Below are 12,657 nucleotides of genomic sequence, written 5' to 3'. Positions count from 1 at the left end.
ACGGGGAACCGGCTGCCCCTCGGCAATCGGATGCGGCCACGCTGCTGCGACGCCGGCTCGTCCCGGAGAGCGGCAGTCCGGGGCCGGGGCGCCACGTCCGGGAGAACGCCCGGCGCGCACAGAGCGAGTACCGGTACCAGCCGCCGACCCAGGACCGCTCAGGTCCCTCCTTCGGACGCTGAACCACTCTCGTCAGCGGAATACTGACGCGGTGCGGGGCCCGGACGCACCGTCCGGGCCCCGCCTGATTCCTGGCCGTTCGGCTCCAGGCGCCGCCACTCGCGGGCCTTCCAGGCCCCCTGGTAGTCGCCGGCTGTCGGCAGATTCACCGCCGGCACGACACCAAGTAGCTTCTCGGTCTCCTGCTCGATCTCCACGAAGCCGTCCATCTATGCCGTTGGGAGGACATGGAGCACCGACGGAACTCCGTGGCCCCGGCCGATGCATCTCCCGGCGGAGATCGGTTCCCGCGTCGAGTGAAGGGCCGTAGAAGCATTGAGGGCCGGGCGGAAAGCCGCGATACTGGCGACCGGCCCACGGGTGATCAAGGGAGGACACATGAGCCAGGTTGTCGCGGGGACCATGGTGCGCGTCGAGAACGTCCACAAGTCGTACGGTCAGGGAGCCGCCGCCGTCCATGCCCTGCGAGGCGTCTCCTTCGACATCCCCCGCGGTGAACTCGTTGCGCTCAAAGGGCGCTCGGGCTCCGGGAAGACCACCCTGCTGAACGTCGTCGGTGGGCTCGATGCACCGGACCGGGGCCGGGTCACCGTGGACGGCCTGGACCTGTCGGAGCTCGGCGAGGACGGCCTGCTGGCGCTGCGCCGGGACCGGATCGGCTTCGTCTTCCAGTCCTTCGGCCTCATCCCGATCCTGACGGCCGCGGAGAACGTGGGCGTGCCGATGCGCATGCGCCGGGCCGACGTACGGGAGCGCGAGGAGCGAGTCGAGCTGCTGCTGTCCCTGGTGGGCCTCGCCGACCACGCGGCCCAGCGGCCCGGCGAGCTCTCCGGCGGCCAGCAGCAGCGGGTCGCCATCGCCCGTGCCCTGGCCAACAATCCCTTGTTGCTGATTGCCGACGAGCCCACCGGCCAGCTGGACGCGGAAACCGGCCATGCCGTGATGGAACTGCTGCGGGCGGTCGTTCGCAGCGAACAGGTCACCGCCCTGGTGGCCACGCATGACGCGACGCTGCTCGACCTGGCCGACCGGGTGCTGGAACTGCGCGACGGGGAGATACGGGACGAGACGGGGGAGTAGGCCAAGCCGTCGCCTGTCAGGATTGCGTCAAAGACGTCCCCCGACCTGCTCCTCGTCACATAGGTCGGGATCGTTGGCCGCAAGGTCGATGCCATGTAAGCAGCGGGGACCGGAAGACAGTTGGGGGCAAGGAGCGAAAGTTCGAGGCGGACGTTGCGCACGACGGTGCCGACGCGCTCCGGCTCGCGGCCGCCCGCCACCCGGACGTGGTCGTCCTCGACCTGGGGCTGCCGGACACTCCTCGGACGAGAAGGTGGAGGCGCTGGGCGCGGGCGCCGACGACTACGTCACCAAGTCGTTCGGCATGGACGAGCTGCCGGACCGCCTGCGGGCCGCCGTGCACCGGGCCGAGCCGGCCGGCGGCGGAGAGGACGACGTGCTGGTCGAGACCGACGGGTTCACCGTCGACCTGGCTGCCGAGGCGCGTTGATGTGGCGAGCGGCCCGCGCACCTGCTGTTCGGTCACGGCCGGCGATCAGCTGTGCCTGCTGTCGTCCGGCCATACGGTGATGTGGTCCTCCTCCAGATCCAGCGCCACCCGGTCGCGCATGCCCAGCGCCCTCGTGTACTCGGCGGGCAGCTGGAGGCGGCCGGCCCGGTCGAGCATTGCGTACTCGCGGGCCACCAGCGTCTCGTGGCCAGTGGTCTCGTCGACCTCGCTGCGGCGCAGGACCTCCGTGGAGGTGCGGCCGTCGCGAATGGCGACCGTGCGGCGGACCTCGGTGGCCACGGCGCGGTCGTGGGTGACGATGACGATTGTGGTGCCCAGCTCCTCGTTCGCCGTGCGGAAGGCGGCGAAGATCTGCTGGGCGGTGTGGGAGTCGAGCTCGCCGGTGGGTTCGTCGGCGAACAGCACCGCCGGGTCGCAGGCGAGGGCCACGGCGATCGCGACCCGCTGCTGCTGACCGCCGGACATCTCATGCGGGCGGCGGTCCCGGCAGTCGGCGACCTGGAGCAACTCCATCAGTTCCAGGGCACGTCCGGCGCGGGCCCGGGAGCGGCGTCGCCCGCCCGCCAGCTGGAGGGGCAGGGCGACGTTCTGGGCCGCGGTGAGATACGGCAGCAGGTTGCGGGAGGTCTGCTGCCAGATAAAGCCGACCACCTTGCGCCGGTAGTGCAGGCGGTCCTTCGCGGTCATGGCCAGCAGGTTGTGGCCGGCCACCTGGGCCGCCCCGGCGGAGGGGGTGTCCAGGCCGGCCAGGATGTTCATCAGGGTGGACTTGCCGCTGCCCGAAGCGCCCACCAGGGCCATGAGTTCGCCCTCGCGGACGAGCAGGTCGAGGCCCTGCAGGGCCTGCACCTCCACGCCGTCCGCCGAGAAGATACGGACCAGACGGTCGCAGGTGATGAGGGCGTCGTGGCCGTAGGCGGGCCGAGCGCGGGTGGCGGTCGCCTTGTCGGCCAGTTCGGCGAGGGTGGGATTCGTCGTCATCGGGCTCCTTGGTCAATGGGGGGCCGCGGCCGGCCGGGTGCGCGCCGGGGCTGCCGCGTGCGGGCGAGGCCGCCAGGGTGGGGCAGGGGCCGCCGAGGCCGCCGAAGCCCGGGGCCGGGGCCGCCGAGTCCGCCGGGGTCAGGGGCCGGAGCCACCGGAGCCCCTGGGGACTGGTGCCGTGACCGGAGGCGCCGGAGCCCCCGGGGTCTGGCGCCTTGGCTGCCGGGGACGGGGTGCGCTGCCCTTCTCACTTCGTGTCACCTGCTCTCAACTCCCGCACCGCTCCTCTCCTCCCCGCCCACCACGCCTGTACGCCGGCGATTCCCACCGTCAGCGCCACCACGGCCAGCGCCGGCACCGTCAGCGACCAGGCGTCGGTGTGCAGCGGGGTCCGCTCCAGGGGAGCGACCGAGGGCGGTAGGGCCACTGCGGTCAGGTCCATGCCGGGGGAAAGCAGGCGGATCGCGGCCCAGCCGGTCAGGACGCCGCCCGCTGCGGCGAGCACGGCCTGGGGCAGGGACTCCAGGACGAGCAGGCGGCGGCCCTGCGGACGGGTGAGGCCCATGGTGCGGAGGCGGGCGAGCAGCGCGATGCGCTCGGGAGCGGCGCGCAGGAGTGACAGGAGCAGCGCGAGCACGGCGTAGCCGGCGCCTGCCGCCACCGCCGCCGTGTAGAGGTGCTCCACGCCGGACTGGAGGGGGGAGTCGACGTACCGGGCTCTCTCGTCGGCGCGGAGGCGGACCGACACCGCGTCCCCGGCCGCCTTGCGCAGGGCACGGCCGTGAGCTTCCGGGCCCGTCACCAGCAGCGTCGTCGGCCTGGCCGCCGTGGCGCCGAGGCCGGCGCGGTCCACCACCAGGAAGTCGGCGCTCATCACGGCCGGAGTGACGTCCCGGACGAGGACGATGCGGACGGTGACACTGCTGCCGTCCTCCATGCTGACGGGGAACGGAGCCGAGCCGTGGGCGTCCGCCACGCCCGGGGAGGCCACGGCGGGCAGCACGGCGCCGGTCCCCAGGCCGCCCCGGCCCTTCTTCAGCACTCCTTCGGAGAAGGCACCGAGCCCCGTCCGCCTCGTCAGCTCCGCGTAGCCGCCGGGATCCACTCCCACCAGCGGCACCTCCTGGCGCCCGTCGTTCGGCTTCGCCCGGTACGCGACGCTCACCGCTGCCACGTCCCGCACGCCGGAGACCCGGCGCACCCGGTCGGTGAGCCCCGCGGGCAGGGAATCCGCCATCGACTCCAGCCGGGCGTCGGCCCCGACGGCGAGGAGCGCCGAGTGGTCCCGGGCTTCGGCGATGCCCGCCAGGACCGAGCCGCCGAACGAGGCCGTGGTGAGGGCGGTGAGCAGGGCGAGCAGCGGCAGTACCGCGGACGCGGAACTGCGACCGGCCCGGGCCAGGGAGAGATGGCTCACCACACCGCGCAGCCGCCCGGCCGGGCCGGCCATGCCACGCAGGGGAAGGGGGTAGAGGCGGACCAGCAGCAGTGCGGCGATCACCCCCACCAGCACGGGCGCCGCCGAGATCAGCTGATCGCCGGACCCGCCGGACGTGCCCTGCCGGCGCAGGGTCACCACCGCGCCGGCGGCCACCGCCACCAGCGTCAGCTCCGCGACCGTACGTCGCCGGGACGGTCGTACGGACGTCACGTCCTGGCGGAGCGCGGGGATGCGGACGAACCGGTGGGCGGCCGCCGCGCGCAGGGGGAGGGCGGCGCAGGCGACGACCGTGACCGCGAGGGCGGCCAGTACGGCGGGCAGGGCCCGGGTGCCGGGGAGGACCCACACTGCCACGGCCAGGCCGAGCGCCCCGGCCGGGACGGCGACCACCGCCGTCTCCGCGAGCAGGCGGGCGGCGAGGCCCGGCAGCGAGGCGCCGCGGGCGCGCAGCAGGGCCAGTTCGGTGCGGCGGCGCTCGGCGGTCAGGCCGCCCGCCATCGCCAGGACGATGGCGGCGACCGTACCGCTGCCGAACGCCGCGACCGAGATCGGCGCAGAGACGCCGGAGTGCAGGCGGGAGTAGGAGGCGAGCACGTCGTCGAGGTCGGTTTGGGCGTCCGTGAGGGGGTCGACGGCCGTGCGCACCTGCTGGAGGTCGGGGCCCGACTCCAGGGCGGCGAGCGCGGACTTGAGCGCGCCCAGGTCACGGTGGTGCAGGGTGTTCGTGTCGGGGGCCAGCCGCCAGTAGCGGTAGGGCAGTCCCTCGATGCCCAGGAGCGCGGGGGCGGCCTCGGATGGCAGCAGCAGGGCGCCGAGCCAGTACCGGGGCGAGTCCGGGTCGGTGGGCGAGACCCGCATCAGCGCGGGCGTGCGAAGCAGGGTGTCCGTCGCCCAGTAGGCGCCGTCCCGGTCGCGCGGGGCGATGATGCCGGTGACCCGGATGGCGAGCGCGTCCCGACCCGCGCCGGGGACGTGCAGGACCGACCCCACCTTGATGCGCAGGCTCTTGGCGGTCTCCGCGCTGACCGCCGCCTCCACCTCGGGCGTCGTCGCGGTGACCGTGCCGGACGCGCGTGGCAGACGGCCCTCGCTCAGCCGGGCGTGGTCGGCCAGGCCTGCCTGAGCGACGAGGGCGACCCGGGCGGGCAGCCCGCTCGGCCGGGGCAGCCAGGGTTCGAGTACCGCCTGGTTGACGGAAGTGGTCACGCCGTACGACGACTGGCCGGGGTCGGGGACGAAGGGGCGTCGGACCGTGCCGAGGATGCTGTCGTACTGGCGCTTCACGGTGGCGGGGCGCAGTGCTTGCTCGCGCTGGTCCCGCGGCAGGTCCGGCAGGGTCGCCGGGGCGGACAGACCGACGACGCTCCGGAAGTGGGGCACCTGTTCGACGGAGCGGCGCAGGCCCGCGTCCTCGTACCGCTCCAGCGCGCGCGGGAACGCGGCGGCCAGGCAGGCGGTCACCGCCACCAGCAGCGCGAAGGCGAGAGCGGCACCGGGGGCCGACCGCAGACGGGTCCGGACCCAGGGGGCGGCGGCACGTTCCACACGTCTGAACGGGATCACCATGTCACTCCCCCTCCCGCAACACCTGTACCGGATCGGCCTGTCGCACCGCCAGCAGCGCCACGACGACGACCGGGACGGCGGCCACGGCCGTCAGCAGGGCGGCCACCCGCAGCGGCGGCAGTTCCACCAGCAGATCCGGCACCGGGCGGGTGGCCTCGCCGGTCAGGACGATGAGCGGCAGCACCGCGCGGGTCAGGGCGATGCCCAGGCCCGTGCCCACGGCCAGCGCCAGCGCGACCAGGACGCCGTGCTCGGCGGCGACGGCACGGGCCAGCCGGCGGCGTGGGGCGCCCAGGGCACGCAGGATCGCGAACTCGGCGTTCCGCTCCCGCAGCGCCCCGGCCGCGCTCACCGCGAACCCGAGCGCGGCCAGCACCGCCGCCGCCCCGGCCGCCGCGGTGAACGCGGCCTCCGGGCCCGCCCCGAACGGGTCGTCGCGCAGCTCGGCGGCGATCTCGTCGCGCACGACGATCTGCCAGGGATCGAGGTCGGGCCGGGCGCGCAGAGCGGTGGCGACAGCCGCGCTGTTCGAGGGCGAGTCCGGCCGCAGCCACCACTCGGTGGGCGCGAGGGCGGCCCCGTAGCGCGCCTGGAGGACCCGGTTCACGGCGTGCAGATCGAGGAGCACGCCGCCGCCGTCGCCCTCCCCGCCCTGGGCCGTCGGCAGCTGCCGTACGGCGCGCACGATCCGCACGGGCACGTTCCGCCCCTCGAAGGCGATGTCCATCGTCTGACCGGGGCGGGCGCCGACGGAGGCGAGGAAGCGGTCGGTGACGAGGGCGGCCACCGCGGTGGTCTTGGGCTGTGTCACCTGCATGCGCAGCGTCATCGACGGGCTGAGCCAGGGCTGGTCGGATGAGACGTAGCCCGTGCCGTACACCACGGTCGGGTGCGTGGCGGGGCGGACGCGCGCGCGGGTCGGCGAGGTTCTGGGGTTGGCCGAGCCCTGCCCGTTGGTGCCGGAGACCGCCGTCCAGGACGCCGGCAGGGGCACTCGCTCTGCCGTGCCGGCGGCGGTTGTCGCGGTCAGGGCGTCAAGGGTCAGGGTGTGCTGTTCGGCGTGGTAGGACGGCACGGGCAGCACGAGTTGTACCCCGGTGAACGTCAACGGTCCGTGGTCACTCGGCAGTTCGATGGACAGCGTGTGCGGGCGCCCGTCGGCGGGGAGGTCGCCGGACGGCAACGGGTAGGGGACGCCGTGATCGTCCTCCAGCGTCTGGGTCACGGTCGCCGCGCTCTTTGTGCCCCGCACCGAACTGAGCAGGGTCGCCGTCAGCGTCAGCCGGGTCGCCCCGGCGGGCACGCGCGCGCCCGCCGACCCACCCGACGGACCAAGCCCCGCCAGCAGCTGCTTCATCGGGGCGGGCGCCAGGTCGGGGCGCAGCAGGACGGTGTCCGCCGCGTGCGCGCTGTCCAGCGTCAGCACCGTCGCCGTGCGGCCGCCGGACAGCGACAGGGTCGTCCGTACGGCGGGGACGGCCTCGCGCACGTGGGGCACGGCCGCGTAATCCTGCGTGCGGCCGAGCTCGCCGCCGCCGGCGCCCAGGACCCGCACCGGCGCGCCCGCCGCGAAGTCGGCCTGGTCGTCCTGCGAGCGCTCCCAGGAGGAGCCCTGGCCGATCGCCAGTACGCCGAGCGCGACGGCCAGGACGAGCAGCAGTACGGGACCGGCACCGCGCCCCGGGCGGCGGCTGAGCTGCCAGCCGGCCAGCGCCGCGGCCAGCCCGCGCCCGCCCGTCGCCCGGCGCTCGGCGAGCCGGGCGGCCGACGGCAGCAGACGCAGTGTCAGGACCGCGCCGGCCAGCAGCGCGAGGGCAGGCGCGGCGACCAGCAGCGGGTCGACGCCCAGGGCGCCGGTCGTGTCCGCGCTCACCGCGCCCGACGTGCGGCGGGCCAGCTGCCAGTAGGCGACCCCGGCCACCGCCACCAGCCCCAGGTCCGCCCCGGCCCGCAGCGGAGCGGGCAGGGCGCGGGCGCGGGACGTGCGGAACCCGGCCGACGCGACCGCCGGCAGGGTCACCGCCAGCGCGCACCCCAGCGCCACGCCGGCCGCCGTCAGCCACACCCCGAGCCGTCCGCCGGCCGGCACCTCCAGCTCCAGCCCGAGCCGGGCCAGCGCCCCCTGCCCGGCCAGCAGCCGGACCAGCGGGCCTGCCAGCAGCGGGGCGATCAGCAGCGCGGGCCCGGCCAGCAGCAGCGCCTCCCGGGCGGCGAGGCCGGCGAGGGCGGCGCGGGAGGCGCCGCGGGCGCGCAGCAGCTGGGTCTCGCCGGTGCGTTCGGCGGCGAGCAGCCGGGCCACGAGCAGCAGCGCGCAGGTCGCGAGCAGGGCGAGCTGGAGGGCGACGATCAGGAGGGTGGAGCGGGAGACGAGCAGGGAGCGCTCGACCCGGTCGAGGACCTCGGGGAGGGCGGTGCGAGCGGTCGTCCCGCCGACCGTACCGCCCTTGCTGTCGTCCCCGGTGGACAGTTTGAGCAGGGCGGCCGGCCCGGTGCGCGCGGAGGTGCGCAGGGCGCCGATGCGGTCGGCGGTGAGGCGGGCGAAGTCGGCGGAGGCGAGCCACGCCGACCCTCCGTCGCTCACCCGGCCGCCGGTGACGACGGAGGGCGTCGTCAGCAGGGGGCCGTAGGTGGTGAAGGCGGACGTCCGTACGCCCCGACCGCCCAGTTCGTCCAGCAGCCAGTAGGGGGAGGCCGGCTCAGCGGGCCGGTACACGCCGGTGACGAGGATCCGCACGGGCGGCCCGTCGAGCCGGTCGGTGACGGTGAGGCGGGCGCCCGGCGCCAGTCGCAGCCGCCGCGCGGCGGTCTCGGGCATCGCCACCTCGACGTCCGGCGCGCCCGCGCGTGGCAGGCGCCCCTTGCTGAGCCGCACCTGCGTGGAGTCGAGCGCCGCGAAGTGCGTGAGGTCGGGCTTGTCGCCGGGCCGGGTGGCCGCGGCCCGGGTGGTTGCGGGCAGGGCGTACGGGCCGGAGCGCACCAGCGTCCGCACGGTCACCGGCAGCCCGTCGAAGGTACGGCGCGCTGCGTCGCGTACGGCGGTGTCGGTGGCCCGGCGACGATCGGCCGCCACCTCGGCCTTGACGACCAGCGCGGCATCGGCGGCGTTGCGCGGCTCGGCCAGCGAGTGGCGCAGGGCCGCGTCGCCGATCGCGGTCGAGTAGGCGGCCAGGGCCGCCAGTACGGACGTGGTCAGCAGGACGGTGACGAGCGCAGCGGTGATCAGCAGGCGATGCGCCTGCGCCCGCGCCAGGACGAGCGTGGCGCGCCCCGAACGCCCCCCGAAACGCCCCCCGTGCGTCGTCACTCGGCTTCCCCCAAGCCTCTGTTGTCACCGTTGCCCAGATCTCCCGATGATGTTGTCAGACCGGATGTGGCGGGGTAAGTGATGCTGAAGGGGCTTGATCGGATTGTGACCGGAAATCGGCGTTCTATGAACGGAATCCGGGCGGTGGAGCGCAAACTCCGGCGCGTTGATCAACGACGCCGCCGCGTACGTCAGGTAGTTCCACAGCGTCGCATCGTGCTCCTCGGACAGGCCGAGCTCCTTGACGGCGACCTGCGCGTGCCGCAGCCACGGGTCGTGCGCGGCCCGGTCGACCACGAAGGGGGCGTGCCGCATGCGCAGCCGGGGATGGCACTCGTGCACGCCTTGCAGACGTTGATGCCGCAGCCCCGCTTCGGGCCGGTGACGCCCAGGATGTCGCGCACCCACAGCAGTCGTACGTCGCCGGCGGGGTCGCCCACGCCGAGGATTCCTCACACTTGTCGGTCCCGGGTGAGGTGGAAGGCCCATGAAGAGTCTTCGATATCTGACCGGTGACTTGTCAGGAAACTCAGCAAGCGATCAGCGTAAATCCGCCATGAGCGGCGGGCTCTTCCCGGCGGTGTCCGGGGGCGAGGCGACGCTGCGGGAGCTGGTGCACGAGTTCAAGACCCGCGGTCCGGTCTACCGGCGCACCGTGCAGACCACGTTGAAGGCGTCGTACACCGACCACTACCGGCGCGGGTTGATCAAGTTGCTGGACATGCTGGAGTTCCGCTCCAGCAACCACGCCCACCGGCCCGTGATCGAGGCCCTGGCGCTGGTGGCCCGGTAGGCGAACGCCGGGAACGCGACGTACTACCCGCTGGGCGAGACGGTGCCGGTCCACAAGGCGATGGGCGGGAAGCGGTGCTGCGGACCGGCTGTCTGGACGCGGTCACCTCCGTCTCCGGCGGCGGCAGCCTCTCGGCGGAGGTGCTGGCCGAACGCCTGCTGCTGGTTATCTACGCGTACGGCACGAACACCGGGATCAAGGCGGTGGCGTCCGGCGGCCACGGGCACACCGAGGACGAGCTGCGGTACGTGCGCCGACGGTATTTGTCCGCCGAGGCCGCCCGCGCCATCGCCGTGCACATCGCGAACGCCACCTTCGCCGCCCGCAGCACCGAGCTGTGGGGCCAGGGCTCGACCGCGGTCGCCTCCGACTCCACCCATGTGCGCGCCTACGACCAGAACCTGTTCACCGAGTGGCACTCGCGCTACGGCGGCCGCGGGGTGCTCATCTACTGGCACGTGGAGAAGAAGTCCCTGGCCATCCACTCACAGCTGATCAACTGCACCGCCTCCGAGGTCGCCGCGATGATCGAGGGCGCCATGCGGCACGGCACCACCATGGACGTCGAGGCCAACTAAACAGACAGCCATGGCCAGTCGGAAATCGGGTTCGGCATCACGAGGCTGCTGAACTTCGACCTGCTGCCGCGTATCAAGCGGATCAACAAAGTGAAGCTGTACCGGCCGGTGGCCGGCGAACCGGACGCCTACCCGCAGCTGACCCCGGCGCTGACCCGCCCGATCCGCTGGGAACTCATCACCCAGCAGTACGACCAGATGATCAAGTACGCGACCGCGATCCGTACCCGGACCGCGTCCACCGAGGCGATCCTGCGGCGCTTCACCCGCAACGCCTCCCACCCCACCTATGCGGCGATGCTGGAGGTCGGCCGTGCGCAGAAGACCATCTTCGTGGCCCGCTACCTGCGGCTGCGGGACCTCCAGCGGGAGATCGAGGAGGGCCTGAACGTCATGGAGTCCTCCAACGGCGCCTCTGGACGACGACACCGCCGACCTTCTCGCCCCCGTCCCGGCCCAACGGACCGGTGATCTTGTGGGATGCGCATGCGTGTCCACAAAGGGGCAGTTGCTCGACCGAAAGATCCACGTACTCGCCGAAACGGGATGCCTCCGGATCTTCGCCGACAAGAAGTCCGGCAAGAACGCCGAACGCGAAGAACTGCGGGCCGCGCTCGACCACCTCCGGCCCGGGGACACCCTCGTCGTCCCGTCGCTCGACCGGCTCGGCCCTTCCATCCAGGACCTCATCGCCATCGTCTCCGGCCTGCGCCGGCATCGGCTTCACCTCACTCCACGAGGCGCTCGACACCACCACGCCCGGCGGGCGCCTGGTCTTCCACGTCTTCGCCGCCCTCGCCGAGTTCATCCGCGAACTCATCGTGCAGGGCACTGACGAGGGCCTGGACGCCGCCCGCGCCCGCGGTGCCCGGCTCGGGCGCCCGCCGGCCATGACCGAGGAACAGGTATGCCACGCCCGCGACCTGCTCACTCGCCCGGAGAACACCGTCTCCTCGATCGCCAAGTTCCTCGGCGTCTTACGCAACACGATCTACAAGTACGTGCCCGAGCTGAAGGGTGGACGACTCGCGCTCGCCGAGCCGACAGGGGCAGCCGCACTGCCCCGCCCGGCGCAGTCGGCAAAGTAACCACGGCATCGCCCCAGGTCAGCGATATCCGTTGTTCTTGCGGCCGCTGATCCGGCTCCCCCCTCCAGGTGGGTGGGAATCCGCTTGGTGAGCCCTCTCGCCCGTGCTGAAATGCGCGGATGGATACTTCTGAAGTACTCGCCCTCTTCGACCGTCAGATGCGGCGGGATACCCTCGCCGACGCGCCCGGCGCCCGGGTCGAGCGGGTCGGCAAGGTGGTGCGGCAGATAGGCGTCGAGGGCGGCTGGAGCGCGGTCGTCTGGTCCGGCCTGGACCAGGCCACGGCGCGGCCGGCGATCGCCGAGCAGGTGCAGTACTTCACCGGGCTGGGCCGTGAGTTCGAGTGGAAGCTCTACTCGCACGACCAGCCGGAGGATCTCGGCGAGCTGCTGCTGGCGGCCGGGTTCGATGCTGAGCCCGGCGAGGCCCTGATGATCGCCCGGATCGCCGACCTGCCCGATGGCGGCGGACTGCCCGAGGGTGTCCGGCTGCACCCGGTGACCACCCCGGCCGACGTGGAGCTCATGCTGTCCGCGCACGAGGGGGCGTTCGAGACGACTGCGGACTGGCTGCGGCCGAGCCTGCTCGACATCGTGGCCGAGAGCCCGGGGACGGTCAGCATGGTCGTCGCGATGGCCGGCGACATGCCGGTCTGCGGGGCGCGGATGGAACTACACCCGGGCACCGAGTTCGCCAGCCTCTGGGGCGGCGGCACCGTACCCGCTTGGCGCGGCCGGGGGATCTACCGGGCGCTGGTTGCGCACCGCGCCGAGATCGCCGCCGAGCACGGCTACCGCTACCTGCAGGTGGACGCCTCCGACCAGAGCCGCCCGATCCTGCAGCGGCTCGGCTTTGCCGCTCTGAGCACCACGACCCCGTACGTGTACAAGCCGTAGCCGGTACCTCTGCTCAACGCTTCTCGCTCGCGGGCTGGAGCACTTCGGCCGGGCAGGGTGAGGAACCTCCTGGGCCTGGCGGGCGGCAAAGTCGGCGTGAGCCCGCTCGACGACCTCGGGGTATACCTGGGCCGCCGGCTTTATCTAGGGTTCGAACCCACTGCGCGCAGGTCAGGCCGGATACAGCGGCTTCAGGCACGTGAGGCAAGTGGGACCGGCTGTGGGGACCAGTGGTGGCGCCCCTATCGGCGGGCCCCCAGGGGCCCCCACCCCGACCGCCCGTTGGTAGGGGTTAGGCC

General features: G+C 73.3%; 7 protein-coding genes and 4 pseudogenes. 7 read left to right on the top strand and 4 right to left on the bottom strand.

The genetic code is table 11. The features are described from left to right. Positions 1-558 precede the first annotated feature (558 nt). On the top strand, positions 559-1,260 hold the full coding sequence (locus ACFVV1_RS34620; RefSeq protein ID WP_389997737.1) for an ABC transporter ATP-binding protein: 702 nt from the start codon (positions 559-561) through the stop codon (positions 1,258-1,260). 59 nt (positions 1,261-1,319) lie between these two features. Continuing rightward, a pseudogene (locus tag ACFVV1_RS34615) lies at positions 1,320-1,681 on the top strand (response regulator transcription factor); the annotation flags it as partial. Positions 1,682-1,735: 54 nt separating this feature from the next. Here ACFVV1_RS34615 and ACFVV1_RS34610 read toward each other — a convergent pair. The 4 genes and pseudogenes from ACFVV1_RS34610 to ACFVV1_RS34595 all read right to left on the bottom strand — a co-directional run. Next, positions 1,736-2,692: an ABC transporter ATP-binding protein gene (locus tag ACFVV1_RS34610; RefSeq protein ID WP_389997734.1), complete on the bottom strand. Its 957-nt coding sequence runs from the start codon at positions 2,690-2,692 to the stop codon at positions 1,736-1,738. A gap of 247 nt (positions 2,693-2,939) precedes the next feature. Further along, on the bottom strand, positions 2,940-5,699 hold the full coding sequence (locus ACFVV1_RS34605; protein ID WP_389997731.1) for an FtsX-like permease family protein: 2,760 nt from the start codon (positions 5,697-5,699) through the stop codon (positions 2,940-2,942). 1 nt (position 5,700) lies between these two features. Then, positions 5,701-9,003 carry an FtsX-like permease family protein gene (locus tag ACFVV1_RS34600; protein WP_389997729.1) on the bottom strand — a complete coding sequence of 1,101 codons (3,303 nt, stop codon included), beginning with the start codon at positions 9,001-9,003 and terminating at the stop codon, positions 5,701-5,703. A 159-nt stretch (positions 9,004-9,162) separates the two neighbouring features. Further along, positions 9,163-9,333 (bottom strand): annotated as a pseudogene (locus tag ACFVV1_RS34595) (globin); the annotation flags it as partial. Positions 9,334-9,559: 226 nt separating this feature from the next. Here ACFVV1_RS34595 and ACFVV1_RS34590 point away from each other — a divergent pair. The 5 genes and pseudogenes from ACFVV1_RS34590 (at position 9,560) to ACFVV1_RS34570 (ending at position 12,358) form a co-directional block, all read left to right on the top strand. Continuing rightward, on the top strand, positions 9,560-9,796 hold the full coding sequence (locus ACFVV1_RS34590; RefSeq protein ID WP_389997726.1) for a hypothetical protein: 237 nt from the start codon (positions 9,560-9,562) through the stop codon (positions 9,794-9,796). A gap of 74 nt (positions 9,797-9,870) precedes the next feature. Next, a pseudogene (locus tag ACFVV1_RS34585) lies at positions 9,871-10,845 on the top strand (Tn3 family transposase). A gap of 4 nt (positions 10,846-10,849) precedes the next feature. Beyond that, positions 10,850-11,183: pseudogene (locus tag ACFVV1_RS34580) on the top strand (recombinase family protein); the annotation flags it as partial. 81 nt (positions 11,184-11,264) lie between these two features. Beyond that, entirely contained in the window at positions 11,265-11,462 is a 198-nt protein-coding gene (locus ACFVV1_RS34575; RefSeq protein ID WP_389997887.1) for a hypothetical protein, read from the top strand. Positions 11,463-11,581: 119 nt separating this feature from the next. Beyond that, on the top strand, positions 11,582-12,358 hold the full coding sequence (locus ACFVV1_RS34570) for a GNAT family N-acetyltransferase (RefSeq protein WP_389997723.1): 777 nt from the start codon (positions 11,582-11,584) through the stop codon (positions 12,356-12,358). Positions 12,359-12,657 lie beyond the last annotated feature (299 nt).

It is taken from the genome of Streptomyces sp. NPDC058092 (genome assembly GCF_042884935.1).
Taxonomy (GTDB): domain Bacteria; phylum Actinomycetota; class Actinomycetes; order Streptomycetales; family Streptomycetaceae; genus Streptomyces.
The sequence above is the reverse complement of the archived record's forward strand: the minus strand, read 5'-3'. Positions and strand labels throughout refer to the sequence as shown.